This is a genomic window from Novosphingobium huizhouense (assembly GCF_020179475.1).
Lineage (GTDB): Bacteria > Pseudomonadota > Alphaproteobacteria > Sphingomonadales > Sphingomonadaceae > Novosphingobium > Novosphingobium huizhouense.
Window position 1 is genome coordinate 385,926 of the sequence record NZ_JAILXZ010000001.1, and the last position, 17,261, is coordinate 403,186.

The window sequence follows — 17,261 nt, forward strand, 5'->3', positions numbered from 1 at the left end:
AAAAGTCCGATCGGATGGTTTTTTGCGCGCAGAGCGCCCCCACGCAAACTATGCCTTTGATCAGGTAGCCGTTGCGCACCATCGTGCGCTGTTGCAGGACATGGGCAGGAGGGCCGCGGTCGCATGGCGAGATCGACGATGCAGCAACGGATGCTGGGCGCGCTGCGCCCGGCCGATCTCGAGGCCGAACCCGAGCGCTGGCAACAGCAGAAGAGCACGCGCACGCGGCTGCGCATCGTCGAGGCGGCGATCGCCTGCCTGCTCGGCGGCGGCTACGCCGGGCTCACCACCCACCGCATCGCCGCGCACCTCGGCATCTCGCGCGGGGCGATGCAGCATCATTTCCCGACGCGCGACGACCTCGTCGCCGCCGTCGTCGAGCATGTCTTCTACGCACGGATGCGGCTGTTCCTCGACGATTACCTCTCCGGCATCGCGCAGGCGGGCGAGGACAACCTCGTCGAGATCGCCACTGCCGCGCACTGGCGCAGCATGCAGAGCGAGGAATATGCCGCTTATGTCGAACTCGCGGTCGCGGCCCGCAGCGACGCCGCATTGCGCGCGGTGTTCGAGCCGGCGGCGCGGCGCTACGACGAGGTCTGGGTCTCGGAAATGATCGAGAGCTTCCCGCAGTGGCGCGCGCGCTGGGAGGCGATGAAGCTCGCCAGCGATTTCGTCACCTGCGCGCACCTTGGCATGCTGCTGCAGCGCCCGACCTTCGGCGATGCGCGCATCGAACAGCTCAACGGCCTCGTCTCGGACGTCGTGCGCGGGCTCTACCACGCCTGAGCGGGGCGGTCAGGAATGCTCGGCCGCCTGCGCGACCGGAGCGGCGCTGCGGCGCAGCGCGACGATCAGCACGCCAGCCAGCGCGATCGCGGCGCCCAGCAGCATCCGCGCATCGAGCCGGTCATGCGTGACGAGGTAGCCGAGCGCGATCGTCGCGAGCGGGGTCAGCAGCGTGAGCGGCGCGATCAGGTTCGCCTCGTAGCGCTTGATCAGCCCGTAGTAGGCGGTGTGCGCGCCGACCGAGACGATCAGCGCCGAGAACGCCACCGCGGCGACGAAGCGCCAGCCGTGCGCCAGCGCGAGCGCGAGCTGGTCGTGTTCGAACTGCCAGGAAAACAGCGCGAGCGGCAGCAGCGAGGTCAGCCCGACCCAGGCCTGCAGCCGGATCGCCGGGACTTCCTCCATCTGCTTCATCAGCACCGCGCCGAGCGACCCCGCGAAGGCCGCGGCGAGAATGTAGAGCACCCCGGGCGACAGCCGCAGCCCGGGCTGCCACACGACGATCAGCACGCCTGCCAGCGCCAGCGTGATGCCCAGGCCCCGGCGCCAGTGGATCCGCTCGCCGAGCATCAGCACCGACAGCAGCGTGGTGATCGGCACGCTCGATTGCACGACGATCGCCGCCATCGACGGCGTTACTGTGCGCAGGCCGAGGAACAGCACGGCGAAGTTGCCCCCGCCCATCAGCATGCCGACGATTATCATCCGCCAGGCCGGCCGCGGCATCGGCAGCAGCCAGGGCAGCGTCGCCAGCATCACCACCGCAAAGCGCACCGCGGCGAAGAACAGCGGCGGCACCATCCATTCCCCCACGACGATCCGGCTGAGCACGTTGCTCATCGCCCAGATCACGCAGACGACCACCAGCAGGAGAAAATCGCGCAGTCGCATCGGAACTCGGGCCACCTCGCCGCTGGAATTGCCTGGGCGCTTAACTACCCGGCGGTCGTTGCGCAAACCCTAGCTGGCGCCACAGGGCGATTGACCTTGGCCCCGGCCGCTGGTTCGATCGGCAGCGCGCGCGGGCAAGGCGCCCGCGAACTACGATGAACGGTTGCCAACCGCGCGTTCAGCGATCTGCCGGGATCGGTGCGGCAGACCATGCAAAGCCGGACCAGCGGATGGCCGGCAAGGAGTGGGACCATGAAAGCAGACAAGCGTACGATCACCGCGCTCGCCACACTCGCGCTGGGCATGGGCCTTGCCCCTGCGGCGCGGGCGCAATCGCAGGACTGGTGGAACCAGCGCCATTGGGGCGGCCCCGGTTGGGGCGGCGACAATCGCCCGGGAAGCGTCTATGCGCCCGGAGAGCGCGACCGCATCCTGGTCGAGCGGACCTGCAACGGCCGGTTCATGGCCGTCATCAACCAGCGGATCGACCGCGAGCGGCAGTACGGCCGCCTGCGCCGCGACGTGGCCGATCGCATGCGCTACGACCTGCGCCGGCTCGACGACCGCGGACGCCAGGCCTGCCGCTACCGCGACTGGCGCGGCGCGCGCGACACCGGCGACCGCTTCATGCAGATCAGCCACGCCATCGACGCGGAAACCCGCCGCCGCCCCGACTATCGCTGGTAAGTGGGGCGCTGGTAAGCGCGGTAAAGTCGGGCGGGACCGATGGCCTGCCCGACGCTTTCCTCAACCGCGACCGCGGTACGAGGGCACGCCCTGGTCGGGCAGCCACAGCCCTTCGGGCGGCGCCGAGGATTGCCAGAACACGTCGATCGGGATGCCGCCGCGCGGATACCAGTAGCCGCCGATGCGCAGCCACTGCGGCTTCATTTCCTCGAACAGGCGCTGGCCGATGCCGACCGTCACGTCCTCGTGGAAGCCCGCGTGGTTGCGGAACGAGCCGAGAAACAGCTTGAGCGCCTTGGATTCGACGATGGTTTCGCCCGGCACGTAGTCGATCACGATATGCGCGAAGTCGGGCTGCCCGGTCACCGGGCACAGCGAGGTGAACTCGGGGCTGACGAAGCGCACGAGATAGAGCGTGCCCTTGCGCGGATTGGGCACGTAGTCGAGCACCGCTTCGTGCGGCGAGGCAGGCAGGCTGCTGGTCTGCCCGAGGTGCAGCGGACCGGTTTCGGCCATGACGGCTGGCTCCTGTGATGCAATGATGCGACGCCCATGCACCTGCCGCCCGGCAGAGGCAAGACGGCGGTTTCGCCATCGCGATTCAGCCGTTATTCAGCCGCCCCCGCATTGGCGGGACAGGCAACGGACAGACGGGGACTATCGGATCGTGACAGCTCGGCGCATCGCTCCCGGCCTTGCGGGCATTGTGCTTGCGCCAGCCCTGGCGTGCGCGCAGCCGGCGAGCGACTATCAGTTGCCGCCCGCCAGCCCTTCCCCTGCCCCGCGCGCGGCAGGCCCGGTCGAGGAAGGCGGCACCCCGCCCACGGTGGCAACCCCGCGCCCGACCGCAACGCCTTCGCCCGAAAGCCCCGCTCCGGCGATCGTGCTGCCGCCACCGGCCGCCACCGCCTCGGCTGCCGCGACGAGCAGGGCGCGCGCGACGCCCCGCGTGGCGCCCCCGGTCGTGCCGGGCGCTGCGCCCGCGCAAGGCGCTGCGCCTGCGCCCAGCGCGCCCGGGTCGAACACGCCTGCCCCCATTCCCGCGCCCGCCCCCACGCCCGCCGGCAGCCCGGCCGATGCAGCGCCTGTCGTCCGCGCCGAGCCGACACCCGAGCCCGCCGCGCCGCCTGCGAGCCCGGGCGCCGTCCTGCCCGCGTGGTGGCCGTGGGCCGCAGGCGGCGCAGCGCTCGCGCTTGTCGGCGGGGCAATCGCGCTGCGCCGCCGTCGTGCGCCGGCCCTGCCGGACATGCCGCGTGCCGTGCCGGCCGCCGAACCGGTCGAGCCCTTGCCCGCGCCTTCGCCCGAGGCGACGGCTGCGCCCGCGCCCGCCCCCACATCCGCACCCGTGCCTGCGCCTTCCAGTCCGCCCCGCCCGCGCGCCGACGCTTCGCGCGAGAGCGACCCGCTGGTGCTCGTGCTTCAGGCGAAGCGGCTGTCGGCGACGCTGGTCAACACCACGCTCGCCTATCGCATCGTCGCGCTCAACCGCGGGCGCGAGCCGCTCGAGGACATCGCCATCGGCGGCGACATGATCGCGGCCCATGCCTCGCGCTCGGTCGAGGAGCAGCTCGGCCTCGTCGGCCCCGAACTTCCGCCGATCCATCGCATCGACCGGCTCGAGCCGGGCGGCGAGGTCGTGCTCGAGGGCGAAATGAAGCTCCCGCTCGCCGCGGTGATGCCGATCCGCCATGCCGAGCAGGCGCTGTTCGTGCCGCTCGCGCGGCTCGACGCCTGGGCCAGCGCCACCGACGGGCGGGCCGTGCGGGCGCGCGCGGCCTGGCTCGTCGGCCAGGAGGCAAAGCCGGCAGCCGCGCGGCTGCAGCCCTTCCGGCTCGACCTCGGCCCGCGCATCTGGGCCGACCTCGGGCAGCGGCCGCTCGCGCTGCCCGCCGCCTGAACGTTTCGAAGCCGACCGTTTCAGGGGTCGACGCATGGCCGTGCGCCGGGTATCCTGACCGTTACCGAGAGCGCAAAGACGGTCCGGGACGCAGGCAGGAGCACATGATGGATTCGTTGGTCACTACCCAGTGGCTCGCGGACGAAATGGGCGCGAGCGACCTTCGGGTGGTCGACGCGAGCGCCTTTCTTCCCGAGCACGCGCGCGATGCGGGTCTCGAATACGAGGCCTGTCATATCCCGGGCGCCGTGTTCATGGACCTTGCCAACCTCGTCGATCCCAACGCGCCGGTCGCCAACACCCTGCCCAGCGCCGAACGCTTCGCCAGCCGCATGCAGAGCCTGGGGCTCGGCGACGGCAGCCGCATCGTCGTCTACGACGACAGCCCGATCAAGTCGTCGACCCGCGCCTGGTTCATGCTGACGATGTTCGGCGCGCAGAACGTCGCGCTGCTCGACGGCGGCATCGCCAAGTGGAAGGCCGAGGGGCGCCCCTGCGCGCAAGGGCGCGAGACCCTGCGTCACCGCCACTTCACCGTGTGGAGCGACCAGAGCCACGTGCGCTCGAAGGCGCAGGTGCTGGCAAACATCGACAGCCGCGCCGAACAGCTGGTCGATGCTCGCGGCGCCGGCCGCTTCACCGGCGATGTGGCCGAAATCAAGCCGGGTCTTGCCAGCGGCCACATCCCGGGCGCGCGCAACGTGCCTTACGCCAGCCTGTTCGCCCCTGACGGCACCTGGAAGAAGCCCGACGCCCTGCGCGCCGCATTCGAGGCGGCCGGCGTGGCGCTGGATCGCCCGGTCATTTCCTCGTGCGGATCGGGAATGACCGCCAACGTACTGATCTTCGCGCTGCACCTGCTCGGCAAGGGCGACGTTTCGCTCTACGACGGATCGTGGTCCGAATGGGGCGCTGACCCCGCGCTGCCGGTGGAGACCGGCCCGGCGCGCTGATTGCTGCTCCCGACAAGGGCGGCCTTGCGGCGATTCCCATCGCTGCAGTTTGCGCCTAAGGAACGCGGATGGCTCACGACGAAAGCGCTAGCGCCGGTCCCGGCACCCGTCTTGCCGGCGCCGGGCGCCGCCCCGAATGGACCGGCACGCCCGACCATCCCGGCGCGGTCGTGGCGCCGCCGGTGTGGCGCGCGAGCACGCACCTCTATCCCGACATGGCCGCCCTGCGGGCGCATCCCGCCAACGAGGACGGCGAGTTCTACTACGGACGGCGCGGCGCGCCGACCCAGTGGGCGCTGGCCGATGCGCTGACGAGACTCGAGCCTGGCGCGACCGGAACGGTGCTCTATCCTTCCGGCGTCGCGGCGATCGCTGGCGCGCTGCTTACCGTGCTGCGGCCTGGCGACGTGCTGCTGATGACCGACAACGCCTACGAGCCGAGCCGGGTGATGGGGCGCGGGCTGCTCGCCGATTTCGGCGTCACCACGCGCTGGTTCGATCCCGCCGACATTGCGGGCTTCGAAGCGGCGATCTGCGACAGGACGCGCTGCGTGCTGCTCGAAAGCCCGGGCAGCCTGACGATGGAAGTGCAGGACGTGCCCGCGCTCGCCGCCATCGCGAAATCGCGCGGGATCGTCACCGTGCTCGACAACACTTGGGCCTCGCCGCTGGGCTTCGCCGCGCTCGAACACGGCGCCGACATTGCGGTGATGAGCCTGACCAAGCACGTCTCCGGCCATTCGGACTGCATGATGGGTTCGGCGAGCGCCGGCTCCGACTGGTACCGCCGCCTGCGCCTGCGCGCGCAGGGGCTGGGCAACGTCGTATCGCCCGACGACGCCGCGCTGATGCTGCGGGGCCTGCGCACGATGCACCTGCGGCTCGCGGCCGAGACGAGGAGCGCTGCGGCCATCGCGCAATGGCTCGCGGCGCGGCCCGAAGTTGCCCGCGTGCTCTGCCCGATGCTGCCCGGCTCGCCCGGTCACGCGCTGTGGACGCGCGACTTCACCGGCGGCTGCGGGCTGTTCAGCTTCGTGCTCAGCGGCGGAACCTCGCAGGCGCGCGACGCGCTGATCGATGCGCTGCGCCTGTTCGGCATCGGCTATTCGTGGGGCGGCTTCGAGAGCCTAGCCACCCCGGTCGATCCTGCCAGCATCCGCACCGCTTCGCGCTGGCCGCTCCCGGGCATGGACGAAGCCGACCGCTTCGGCGTGCGGCTGTCGATCGGGCTCGAGGAGACGGGCGACCTCATCGCCGACCTCGAGCGCGGGCTCGCGGCGTGGGAAGCGGCGCTGTGAACCGGCAGATGCGCGAACTTGCCCGGGCGCTGCGCGATGCGCGCGAGGCGATCGATTCGGTCTCGATCGACATCGGACACTACCACATCTCGCTGCTCAACGCGGTGTGGATGGCCTTCGTCGTGCTCTGCGCCTTCTACGGCGCGCGGCTCGCCGCCCGCATTGCCCGGATCATGGTCCGCCGGATCGGCACGCTCGACCCGACGCAGAAGGTGCTTACCGAAAAGCTGGTGACCATGGCGGTCTGGGCGCTCGCGTTCTTCACCGCGATCGACGTGCTCGGCATCAGCCTGACCGCGCTCACCGTGTTTTCGGGCGCCTTCGGCCTCGCCATCGGTTTCGGCCTGCAGAAGACCTTCGGCAACATGATCGCCGGGATCATCCTGCTGATGGACCGCTCGATCAAGCCCGGCGACGTGATCGCGGTCAACGACGGCAAGGGCAACACCTTTGGCGAGGTCAAGAAGATCGGCCTGCGCGCGGTATCGGTGACGACGCGCGACAACCGCGAATACCTGATCCCGAACGAGATCCTGATGACCAGCCAGGTCGAGAACTGGTCCTATTCCTCGCGCGAGGTCGGCGTCTCGATCCCCATCGGCATCGCTTATGGCAGCGACATCGACCAGGCCGAGCGGCTGCTGATCGAGGCCGCGAAATCGAGCCCGCGCGTGCTCGCCAGCCCGCCGCCGAGCGTGCTGCTGTCGAGCTTCGGGCCCAATGCGATCGAGATGGTGGTCTATTGCACCATCGGCGATCCCGAGATGGGTGTCGTGAACGTGCGCAGCCAGGTGCTCAAGGCCGCCTGGCACCTGTTCCGCGAACACAATGTCGAGATCCCCTTCCCGCAGAGCGACGTGCACTTGCGCGATTCCGACGGCCTGCGCGAAGTGGCGCGGATACTCGCCGGCAAACGCGAGGGCTGATCGCGGAACTACCCCTCCACCACCCTCCGGGCGGTCCCCCTCCCCTTCCAGGGGAGGATAACGCGTTGAGCCTCATCATCCTCCCCTGGAAGGGGAGGTGGCAGTCCGCAGGACTGACGGAGGGGTAGCGACAGCGCGTCGGCCGCTCCCGCTAAAGCTGTCCTAGCCTTCCCCCAAGCCATTCTCGCTGGCGAGTCTGGGCGGTGCGGCCCACATCGCCGAGCATGACGCAGTCTTCTCCCGAGCCCGGCAGGGTGTACCTCGTGGGCGCCGGTCCCGGCGATCCCGACCTGCTGACGCTGCGCGCCGCGCGCCTGCTGATGCGCGCGCAAGTGGTGGTCCACGACGGGCTGGTCGATCCCTCGATCCTCGCGATGGCGCCGCGCACCGCACGGATGATCTCGGTCGCCAAGAGCCGCTCGCGCCACACCTTGAAGCAGGACGAGATCAACGCGCTGCTGGTGCGCGAGGCGCTCGAAGGCCACGACGTGATCCGCCTCAAGGGCGGCGATCCGTTCGTATTCGGGCGCGGCGGCGAGGAAGCCGAGGCGTGCCATGCCGCGGGCGTCGCGGTCGAAGTCGTCCCCGGCATCAGCGCCGCGATGGGCGCGGCTGCGGCGGCGCAGATCCCGCTGACCCACCGCGAGAACGCCAGCATCGTCAGCTTCGTCGCGGGCCAGTGCAAGGGCCTGTCCGAACAGAACTGGGCGGGCCTTGCCGGCGTCGGCCGCACGCTCGTCATCTACATGGGCATCGCTACCAGCGAGGCGATCGCCGAGAAGCTGATCGCCGACGGGCTTTCGCCGACGATGCCGCTGGCGGTGATCGAGAACGCCGCGCGCCCGACGATGCGCGTGCTGCGCGGCCAGCTGGCCGGCCTCGCCGCGCTGGTGGCCGACAACAAGGTCAGGAGTCCTGCGCTCATCGTGATCGGTGAAGTGACAGGCCGGGGAGACATGATGGAACTGAAGCAAGTGCTGGAGGCCGTACAGTGAAGATCATCACCGGCAGCGACCTGAGGACCGGGGACGTGATCTGGTGGACCGGCGAAGGCTGGTCGCGCCACGTCAACGATGCGGTCGATGTGCCCGAGGGCGCGGAAGCGATCATCGCGCGCGAGAACGCGAAGCAGATCGTCACCGACACGCAGGTGATCGAAGCGACGCGGACCGACGACGGCGTCCGCCCCGCGCACATCAAGGACCGCATCCGCGCGCTGGGGCCCACGGTGCGCCTCGACCTTTCCCTCAAGCCTGCCGACCCTGCCGCCGGCACCTGGGTGATCTGACATGTATCAGTACGACCAATACGACCAGGCCATGGTCGACGCCCGCGTCGCCGAATTCCGCGACCAGGTGGCCCGCCGCCTCGCCGGCGAGATCACCGAGGACCAGTTCAAGCCGCTGCGCCTCAAGAACGGCCTCTATCTCCAGCTCCACGCCTACATGCTGCGCGTGGCGGTGCCCTACGGCACGCTCAACAGCCGCCAGATGCGCATGCTGGGCGACATCGCCGACAAGTACGACCGCGGCTACGGCCACTTCACCACGCGCCAGAACATCCAGTACAACTGGATCAAGCTTCAGGATGCGCCCGACATCCTCGCCGACCTCGCCTCGGTCGAAATGCACGCGATCCAGACCAGCGGCAACTGCATCCGCAACACCACCGCCGACCACTTCGCCGGCGCCGCCGCCGACGAACTGGTCGATCCGCGCCCTTATGCCGAGCTGCTGCGCCAGTGGTCGACGTTCCACCCGGAATTCGACTACCTGCCGCGCAAGTTCAAGATCGCCATCATCGGCAGCGAAACCGACCGTGCGGCGATGAAGCTGCACGACATCGGCATCCAGCTGGTGACGAACGACGCCGGTGAGGTGGGCTGCCGCTTCTACGTCGGCGGCGGCATGGGCCGCACCCCGATGATCGCACCGGTGATCGGCGAGTTCGTGCCGCCGCTGCAGATGATCAGCTATCTCGAAGCGTGCCTGCGCGTCTACAACCGCTACGGTCGCCGCGACAACAAGTACAAGGCGCGGATCAAGATCCTCGTCCACGAGATCGGCGCCGACGAATACCGCCGCCAGGTGGAAGAGGAATTCGCCCACATCCTGACGCTGGGGCTCGAGCCGCCGCCGGCCGAGCTGGAGCGCATCAAGGGCTTCTTCGAGCAGCCCGGCTTCGACGCTTCGGCTTCGGACGAACTCGACCTCTCCGATCCCGACTTCGCCGTCTGGGTGTCGCAGAACGTCCACGCCCACAAGCAGCCTGGCTATGCGATCGCGACGATCAGCCTCAAGCCCGTCGGCGGCATCCCAGGCGACGCCAGCGCCGATCAGATCCGCCTGATGGCCGACCTCGCCCGCGACTACAGCTTCGACGAACTGCGCGTGACGCATGCGCAGAACATCGTGCTGCCCCACGTTAAGAAGGCCGATCTCTACACCGTGTGGCAGAAGCTCGACGCGGCGGGCCTCGCCAACGCCAACCTCGACCTGATCAGCGACATCATCGCCTGCCCGGGTCTCGATTACTGCAGCCTTGCCAACGCGCGCTCGATTCCCGTGGCGCAGAAGATTTCCGAACGCTTCGCCGACCTCGGCCGGCAGAAGGAACTGGGCGAGCTCAAGCTCAAGATTTCGGGCTGCATCAACGCCTGCGGCCACCACCACGCCGGCCACATCGGCATCCTCGGCGTCGACCGCAAGGGCGTCGAGAACTACCAGCTGCTGCTCGGCGGCTCGGAAGGCGCCGACACCTCGCTCGGCACGATCACCGGCCCCGGCTTCAGCGAGGACGGCATCGTCGATGCCATCGAGAAGGCGACCGACGTCTATCTCGCCCAGCGCAGCGACGGGGAGCGCTTCGTCGACACCTACCGCCGCATCGGCATGGCCCCGTTCAAGGAGGCGATCTACGCCAAGGAGCCCGTCAATGGTTGAACAGACCCTGCGCTATCGCGATGACGAGCCGGTGTCGGATCCGGCGGTGACCGTCGACGCGTTCGCCGATCAATCGAACGCCACCGCGGTGCGCATCGAGCCGGGCGACGATGCCCGCGCGCTGCTGCCGCACCTCGAGCGCATCGCGCTCGTCGAGGTGAACTTCCCCGCCTACACCGACGGGCGCGGCTATTCGGCGGCGCGCATCCTGCGCGAGCATGGCTATGCGGGCGAACTGCGCGCGGTGGGCGACGTGCTTGTCGACCAGCTCAGCCACATGCGCCGCTGCGGGTTCGACAGCTTCGCCCCCAACCAGGACATCAGCCGCGAGGCCGCCGACAAGGCCTTCGCGACCTGGCCCGACGTCTACCAGAAGACGGTCGACGGCCGTCCCGCGATCTGGGCCAAAAGGCACGGTTGAGCGGACGTCTCGTCTCTCGAGGACACCCATGATGAGCAGCACCACGCGCAGTTCGGCCGACCGCAAGATCGACCTGATCGACACCTCGCCGCGCTTCACCGAAAGCGACGCGATCCGGCTCAACAACCTGTTCCGCGGCACCGACACGCAGGACATGCTGCGCTCGGTGATCCGCGACGGCCTCGCCGGTGACCTGGCGATCGTGTCGAGCTTCGGTGCGGAAAGCGCGGTGCTGCTCCATCTCGTCGCCAGCATCGACCCCTCGGTGCCGGTGCTGTTTCTGGAAACGGGCAAGCACTTTCCCGAAACGCTCGCCTATCGCGACCAGCTGGTCGCGCATCTGGGCATGACCGCGCTGCGGATCGTCGAGCCGGACTGGGAGCTGGTCGCCAAGAAGGACGAGAACGGGTTGCGCTGGTCGTGGGATCCCGACGGCTGCTGCGAGATCCGCAAGGTCGAGCCGCTGGCGAAGGCGCTGCTCGGCTACGACGCCTCGATCACCGGCCGCAAGGGCTTCCAGTCGAGCACCCGCGCGGGCCTGCCGCGCTTCGAGATCGACAAGTCCGACGCGCAAGGGCGGCTCAAGATCAATCCGCTCGCCTCGTGGACCAAGGAACAACTGGACGGCTACTTCGCCGCCCACGGCCTGCCCCGCCACCCGCTCGAAGCCCAGGGCTATCCCTCGATCGGCTGCGCGCCGTGCACCAGCAAGGTCGCGCCGGGCGAAGACCCGCGCTCGGGCCGCTGGAAGGGCTGGGACAAGACCGAATGCGGCATTCACGCACCCGGCAGCAGCGACGCCGGCAACGGCCCGGCCAGCGAGCTGCCGCCGGGGTACGACCCGGCCTTCTGAGGCCTCGCGATCCCGGCCTCCCTATGCGGGTCGGCCGTGGCCCCAAGCCTTTGCGACGAATGGAATACTAACTAAGGTTGACCCACCCCTTACATTGCGTTAGCGGGTTGCTCGGGCGGTCAGTCGCCTAATACCCCGAACCGAGGCGGCCGGCCCCCCATTTCTCCGCGCCGTCTCGGTTTTCCCGTGGGCGCGATCCGCGCTGCCGCGGCCATGTTCCGCGTCGTTCGAACCAATCGCGCTCTTGCGCGTTGGCCCGTCGTGCACGTCTTACCCGGCGTTGCCCTGCGGAGCGCTACGCGATGACTGCCCGGACCGCGAACCCCACCCCGCTTCTTCTTCGTCTCGTCGCGTGGACCGCGCTGGCGCTCGGCTTGCTCGATGCGATCGGCGGGGCATGGCTGCTCGCGCTCGGCGGATCGGCCTATTATCTCCTTGCGGGACTGTGCCTCGCGCTCGTCGGCTGGCTGCTGCTGCGGCGCCGGCCGGCCGCGCTGCACCTGATGGCTGCCTTGATCGTCGCAACGCTTATCTGGTCGATCGCGGAAATCGGACTCGACTGGTGGAAGCTGGTGCCGCGGGGCGACCTCATCGTGCCGCTCGGCCTGGCGATGACCCTGCCCTGGATCACGCGGGCGCTGCGCCACCGGGCGGGCGAGACCCGCCCCTGGCTGACCGTGGCCGGCCCGCTCGCGCTGGCGCTCGTCGGCGCGGGCGGCGTTGCCGTGGCGTCGGGCTTTGCCGACCACGACTGGCACGGGCGGCTTCCCGGCGTGCGCGGCGCGATTGCCGCGAGCGACCAGCCCGACGGCGACTGGCGCGCCTATGCGCGCTCGTGGGCGGGACAGAAGTGGTCGCCGCTGCGCCAGGTGACGCCGGCCAATGTCGCGCGGCTCCAGCTCGCCTGGGAAGTCCACACCGGCGACCGGCAGCGGCCGGGCGACCCCGACGAGATCACCTACGAGGTGACGCCGATCAAGGTCGCGGACACGGTCTACCTGTGCACCCCGCACAACCGCGTGCTGGCGCTCGACGCCGAGACCGGGAAGACGCGCTGGGCCTACGATCCGCAGATCAAGGTGACCGGCGAGATGCAGCACCTCTCGTGCCGCGGCGTATCCTATGCCGAGGTGCCGCAGGCGAGTACCTGCCAGCGTCGGATCCTGACCGCGACCAACGATGCGCGGCTGATCGCGCTCGACGCCGCGACCGGGCGCCCCTGCCCAGGATTCGGCGCGAATGGGCAGATTTCGACGCTTCCGGGCCAGCCGGGGCACCCGCTCGGCTGGTACCAGTTCACCTCGGCGCCGCTGGTCACCCGCGGACTCGTCGTGCTCGGCGGCGCGATCTACGACAACAAGGCGCTGAAGATGCCTTCGGGCGTGATCCGCGCCTACGACCTTGCCGACGGGCACCTCGCGTGGAACTTCGATCCGGGTCGTCCCGACGCCACCGCGCCGCTCGCGCCCGGGCAGCACTATGTGCTGTCGACTCCCAATTCGTGGAGCACTTCGACCGCCGACGAGGCGCTGGGGCTGATCTACGTGCCGATGGGCATGGGCGCGGTCGACCAGTGGGGCGGCGCGCGGCCCGCGACGACGGAGCGCTTCGCCACGTCGGTGCTCGCGCTCGAGGCGGCGACCGGCAAAGTCCGCTGGGTGTTCCAGACGGTGCACCACGACCTGTGGGACATGGACGTACCGGCGCAACCTGCGCTGGTCGATCTCGACCTGCCGGGCAAGGGACGGGTGCCGGCGCTGGTGCAGTCGACCAAGACCGGCCTGATCTTCGTGCTCGACCGCCGCACCGGCCGCCCGCTCCACCCGGTGACCGACCGGCCGGTGCCGCAAGGGGCCGCTCCCGGCGACCGGCTTTCGCCCACCCAGCCCTTCTCCTCGGTCTCGTTCCTGCCGCCCCGCGCGACCGAGAGCGGCATGTGGGGCGCGACGATGCTCGACCAACTGGCCTGCCGGATCAAGTTCAGGCGCCTGCGCTACGACGGCGCGTTCACCCCGCCTTCGACGCAGGGCACGCTGGTGTTTCCGGGCAACTTCGGGGTGATGGACTGGGGCGGCATGGCGATCGACCCCGAGCGGCAGGTCGCCTTCGCCCATCCCAACTACATGGGCTTCGTCGACCGGCTGGTCCCCAGAAGCGATCCCGCCAGCGGCAACCGCCACGGTCCGTCGGGCGGCTCGGACCTGCACGGGGCGAGCGAGCATGGCTACAACCCCAATTTCGGCGCGCCCTACGCGGTCGAGCTCAATCCCTTCCTGTCGCCGCTCGGGCTGCCCTGCCAGGCGCCGCCCTGGGGCTATGTCGCAGGGCTCGATCTGGTGACCGGCAAGATCGCCTGGCGCCGCGCGAACGGCACCACGCGCGACCAGATGCCGGTGCCGATCCCGTTCAAGATGGGGGTGCCCTCGCTCGGCGGCCCGATGGTCACCGCCAGCGGGCTGGGCTTCATGTCCTCGACGCTCGACTACTACCTGCGCGCTTACGACCTCGCCACCGGCGACGTGCTGTGGCGCGCGCGCCTGCCCGCCGGCGCTCAGGCGACGCCGATGACGTATCTCAGCCCCTCGGGACGGCAGATGATCGTCGTCGTTGCCGGAGGCCACAACTCGCTGGGAACCCGGCTCGGCGATTCGGTCATGGCCTACGCCCTGCCGCGCTGACCCCAAAGATCACTTGCCTGCTTCCGGGCAAAGGCCTCTTGTGCGATCTTGCGAAGCAATATCTCCTGCAAAGGCGCCGTGATGTCCGATCGCTATCGCAAGGTTCCTTCAGCGCGGCTGTCCCGCCTTGCCGCCTTCGGCCAGCTGGCGGGGGGCCTTGCCGGCGGTGTCATCGCCGAAGGCGCGCGGCGGCTGGCGAAGGGCGAGCGACCACAGCTGTCGAGTCTGGTGCTGACTCCGGCCAATGTCGGGCGCGTGACCGAACAGCTTTCCCGCCTTCGCGGCGCGGCGATGAAGCTTGGCCAGATGATCTCGCTCGATGCGGGCGACGTGCTTCCGCCCGAGCTTACCGAGATCCTCGCGCGCCTGCGCGATGCCGCGCACTTCATGCCGCCGGCCCAGCTGAACAAGGTGCTGGTCGGCCACTGGGGCGCCGACTGGCGCAAGCGCTTTGCCCGCTTCGATCCGATCCCGATCGCGGCCGCCTCGATCGGCCAGGTCCATCGCGCCCGCCTCCACGACGGGCGCGAGGTCGCGGTGAAGGTGCAATATCCCGGGGTCGCCGCCAGCATCGAGGCCGACGTCGACAATGTCGCCACGTTGCTGCACTTTTCGGGCCTGCTCCCCGCCGAACTCGACATCGCCCCGCTGCTGGCCGAGGCCAAGCGGCAGCTCGCCGAGGAGACCGACTATCTGCGCGAGGCGGCGCAGATGCGGCGCTATGGCGGGTTGCTCGCCGACGACCGCCGCTTCGTCGTGCCGAGCCCGGTCGATCACCTGACCGGCGAGCAGGTGCTGGTGATGGACTTCGTGCCCGGGCGGCCGATCGACGACCTTGCCCATTCGCCGCAGGAGGAGCGCAACGAGGCGATGGCGGCGCTGCTCGGGCTGGTGCTTGGCGAACTGTTCCGCTTCGGCTTCATGCAGACCGACCCCAACTTCGCCAACTATCGCTGGCAGCCCGACACCGGGCGCATCGTCCTGCTCGACTTCGGCGCGGCGCGCCCCGTGGCGCCGGCGACGAGCGCGGCCTATGCGCGCCTGCTGCGCGCCGGCCTGGTCGAGGACCACGACGCCTTGCGCGATGCGCTGCTCGACATCGGCTTCGTCTCGCGCACCCAGGTCGATCGCCACCGGGTCGATATCGACGCGATGATCGCGGTGATCGTCGCCCATGTCGGGCGGCCCGGGCAGTTCGACTTTGCCGACCGCCGCTTTGTCGAACAGGTCCGCCAGCATGCGATGCCGGTGTTCGAGGATCGCGCGAACTGGCACCTGCCGCCCGCTGAAACGCTGTTCGTCCAGCGCAAGGTCAGCGGCACGGCGCTGCTCGCGGTGCGGATGAAGGCGCAATTGCCGCTGCGCGAGATGGTCGCCGCCGAACTGGGCGGAATGGCGGCCGATCAGGCCGCGTAGAGCCGGGCGCGCGCTTCGGCCGGGACGTCGAACTGGAACCGGCCGACCGCGCCGGCGAGGTTGCGCGAAGTTTCGGCCATGCTCCGCGTGGCCGCGGCGGTTTCTTCCACCATCGCGGCGTTCTGCTGCGTCATCAGGTCCATCTCGGTGATCGCGCGGTCGACCTGTGCGGCGTTCTCGGCCTGCTCCTGGGTGAGGCTCGCGGCATCCGAGACCGCGCTGCTGATGTCGGTCACCCGCTCGATGATGCCGTGGAGCATGCCGCCCGCGCTCTTGACCAGACCCGCGCCGCGATCGACTTGCTCGCGGCTGGTCGACAGCAGCTTCTTGATGCTTTCGGCCGCTTCGCCCGAGCGCTGGGCGAGCGCGCGGACCTCGTTGGCGACGACCGCGAAGCCGCGACCGACTTCGCCGACACGCGCCGCCTCGACCCCGGCGTTGAGCGCGAGCAGGTTGGTCTGGAAGGCGATGCCGTCGATGATCTCGGCGATCTGGACGATTTCCTGCGCGCTGCGCTGGGCATCGTCCATCGCGCTGACCGCTTCGCCGACCGCGGCGCGGCCCTGCGTCGCTTCGCGCTCGGTCTCGCCGGCGGACTTGCGCAGCGCCGCCATCGCCTCGGAGCTCTCGGCCAGCGCGCGCGAGAGCGAGCCGATCGCCGCGGCGCACTGCTGCACGCTGTCGGCCTGGCGCTCGGTCCGGTTGGCGAGGTTCTCGGATGCGGCGCGGATTTCCTCGGTGCCGTTGGCGATGCTGCCGCTGCTCGCCGCGACGATGCCCAGCGTCTGCGCGAGCTGCGCGACCGCGGCGTTGAAGTCGTCCTCGGCCTGGCGGTAGTCGGCGGGAAGCCCGCTCATCCGCGTGGTCAGGTTGCCGCCCGCCAGCGAGCGCAACGCGCTGCCCATCTGGCCCAGGATGATCTCGCGCGTGCCTTCCTCGGCCTTGGCGAAGTAGGTCGAGAGGGCGAGGTCCATGTCGATCATCGCCGCCTTGACCAGCGCCGCGGTGTCGCGCGCCAGCCGCCTCTGCCCCGGCAGGAAGCGACGCACGCCGCGCAGCGCCATGCTCTCGATCAGGTGCTCGAGGATCAGCGCATAGCCGCCGATGTACCACTGCGGCGCGAGCCCGATCCGCGCGTGGGTCATGCCGATGTGGTTGGCGCGCTCGAAGTAGGCCTGGTCGATGCCGCTCTCGAACAGCTTCACCCAGTGGTCGCGCTGCGCGTTGCGGGCGTAGTCGATCTTCTGCTGCGACGAGAAGAAGCCCGACAGCGCCGGGGTCCGCGCCAGCTTGTCGTAGAACTTGGCGAGTCCCTGGTCGACCGAACGCGCGATGACTCCGCCCAGCCGGGCGAAGCTGCCGCGATTGCGGTCGAGCTCGTAGAAATCGATGCGCTTCTGCAATTCGTCCGAGTGAGCCACGGGCATCCTGATCCTGCTGGAGCGTAAACCTGCTGCAGCGGAGATTTGGCACATCGGAGCGAACGAGTGCGAAACCGGTAGCGCGTGCG

The 17,261-nt window shown here is 69.6% G+C and carries 17 protein-coding genes; 13 read left to right on the top strand and 4 right to left on the bottom strand.

Features of this window, described 5'->3' with window-relative positions; genetic code table 11:
- Window positions 1-123 precede the first annotated feature (123 nt).
- Window positions 124-789: a TetR/AcrR family transcriptional regulator gene (locus tag K3A85_RS01945; protein ID WP_225204812.1), complete on the top strand. Its 666-nt coding sequence runs from the start codon at window positions 124-126 to the stop codon at window positions 787-789.
- 9 nt (window positions 790-798) lie between these two features.
- On the opposite strand, the gene K3A85_RS01950 is transcribed toward K3A85_RS01945, so the two are convergent.
- Complete coding sequence (locus K3A85_RS01950; RefSeq protein ID WP_225204813.1) at window positions 799-1,680, bottom strand: DMT family transporter; 882 nt, start codon at window positions 1,678-1,680, stop codon at window positions 799-801.
- A 252-nt stretch (window positions 1,681-1,932) separates the two neighbouring features.
- On the opposite strand from K3A85_RS01950, the gene K3A85_RS01955 reads away from it, so the two are divergent.
- Window positions 1,933-2,367, top strand: a complete 435-nt coding sequence (locus tag K3A85_RS01955) for a hypothetical protein (protein WP_225204814.1) — start codon at window positions 1,933-1,935, stop codon at window positions 2,365-2,367.
- Window positions 2,368-2,427: 60 nt separating this feature from the next.
- Here the strand turns inward: K3A85_RS01955 and queF are convergent, their stop codons facing one another.
- Both queF and K3A85_RS01965 read right to left on the bottom strand, forming a co-directional pair.
- Window positions 2,428-2,883 carry a preQ(1) synthase gene (gene queF / locus K3A85_RS01960; protein ID WP_225204815.1) on the bottom strand — a complete coding sequence of 152 codons (456 nt, stop codon included), beginning with the start codon at window positions 2,881-2,883 and terminating at the stop codon, window positions 2,428-2,430.
- Between the two features lie 234 nt (window positions 2,884-3,117).
- A complete protein-coding gene (locus K3A85_RS01965) occupies window positions 3,118-3,615 on the bottom strand; it encodes a hypothetical protein (RefSeq protein ID WP_225204816.1) in 498 nt (165 codons plus the stop codon).
- Here K3A85_RS01965 and K3A85_RS01970 point away from each other — a divergent pair.
- The 11 genes from K3A85_RS01970 to K3A85_RS02020 all read left to right on the top strand — a co-directional run bounded on the left by K3A85_RS01970 (window position 3,614) and on the right by K3A85_RS02020 (window position 15,751).
- The gene (locus K3A85_RS01970; RefSeq protein WP_225204817.1) at window positions 3,614-4,264 is read left to right on the top strand and encodes a hypothetical protein; all 651 of its coding nucleotides are present in this window, start codon (window positions 3,614-3,616) and stop codon (window positions 4,262-4,264) included. The genes K3A85_RS01965 and K3A85_RS01970 overlap by 2 nt on opposite strands.
- A gap of 107 nt (window positions 4,265-4,371) precedes the next feature.
- Window positions 4,372-5,217 carry a 3-mercaptopyruvate sulfurtransferase gene (gene sseA, locus K3A85_RS01975; protein WP_225204818.1) on the top strand — a complete coding sequence of 282 codons (846 nt, stop codon included), beginning with the start codon at window positions 4,372-4,374 and terminating at the stop codon, window positions 5,215-5,217.
- Window positions 5,218-5,285: 68 nt separating this feature from the next.
- Complete coding sequence (metC, locus tag K3A85_RS01980; protein WP_225204819.1) at window positions 5,286-6,515, top strand: cystathionine beta-lyase; 1,230 nt, start codon at window positions 5,286-5,288, stop codon at window positions 6,513-6,515.
- A complete protein-coding gene (locus tag K3A85_RS01985; protein ID WP_225204820.1) occupies window positions 6,512-7,441 on the top strand; it encodes a mechanosensitive ion channel family protein in 930 nt (309 codons plus the stop codon). The genes metC and K3A85_RS01985 overlap by 4 nt, the downstream gene beginning before the upstream one ends.
- 224 nt (window positions 7,442-7,665) lie before the next feature.
- Window positions 7,666-8,436, top strand: a complete 771-nt coding sequence (gene cobA / locus K3A85_RS01990) for a uroporphyrinogen-III C-methyltransferase (protein ID WP_225204821.1) — start codon at window positions 7,666-7,668, stop codon at window positions 8,434-8,436.
- The gene (locus K3A85_RS01995) at window positions 8,433-8,729 is read left to right on the top strand and encodes a DUF2849 domain-containing protein (RefSeq protein ID WP_225204822.1); all 297 of its coding nucleotides are present in this window, start codon (window positions 8,433-8,435) and stop codon (window positions 8,727-8,729) included. Before cobA ends, K3A85_RS01995 begins: the two co-directional genes overlap by 4 nt.
- Window position 8,730: 1 nt before the next feature.
- On the top strand, window positions 8,731-10,383 hold the full coding sequence (locus tag K3A85_RS02000; protein WP_225204823.1) for a nitrite/sulfite reductase: 1,653 nt from the start codon (window positions 8,731-8,733) through the stop codon (window positions 10,381-10,383).
- Window positions 10,376-10,804: a DUF934 domain-containing protein gene (locus tag K3A85_RS02005; RefSeq protein ID WP_225204824.1), complete on the top strand. Its 429-nt coding sequence runs from the start codon at window positions 10,376-10,378 to the stop codon at window positions 10,802-10,804. The genes K3A85_RS02000 and K3A85_RS02005 overlap by 8 nt, the downstream gene beginning before the upstream one ends.
- Before the next feature lie 28 nt (window positions 10,805-10,832).
- Window positions 10,833-11,657 carry a phosphoadenylyl-sulfate reductase gene (locus K3A85_RS02010; RefSeq protein ID WP_404822876.1) on the top strand — a complete coding sequence of 275 codons (825 nt, stop codon included), beginning with the start codon at window positions 10,833-10,835 and terminating at the stop codon, window positions 11,655-11,657.
- 302 nt (window positions 11,658-11,959) lie between these two features.
- A complete protein-coding gene (locus K3A85_RS02015; protein ID WP_225204826.1) occupies window positions 11,960-14,335 on the top strand; it encodes a membrane-bound PQQ-dependent dehydrogenase, glucose/quinate/shikimate family in 2,376 nt (791 codons plus the stop codon).
- Window positions 14,336-14,416: 81 nt separating this feature from the next.
- Window positions 14,417-15,751: an ABC1 kinase family protein gene (locus K3A85_RS02020; protein ID WP_225204827.1), complete on the top strand. Its 1,335-nt coding sequence runs from the start codon at window positions 14,417-14,419 to the stop codon at window positions 15,749-15,751.
- Here K3A85_RS02020 and K3A85_RS02025 read toward each other — a convergent pair.
- Complete coding sequence (locus K3A85_RS02025; RefSeq protein ID WP_225204828.1) at window positions 15,739-17,172, bottom strand: methyl-accepting chemotaxis protein; 1,434 nt, start codon at window positions 17,170-17,172, stop codon at window positions 15,739-15,741. The two genes, K3A85_RS02020 and K3A85_RS02025, sit on opposite strands and share 13 nt — an antisense overlap.
- Between the last annotated feature and the right edge of the window lie 89 nt (window positions 17,173-17,261).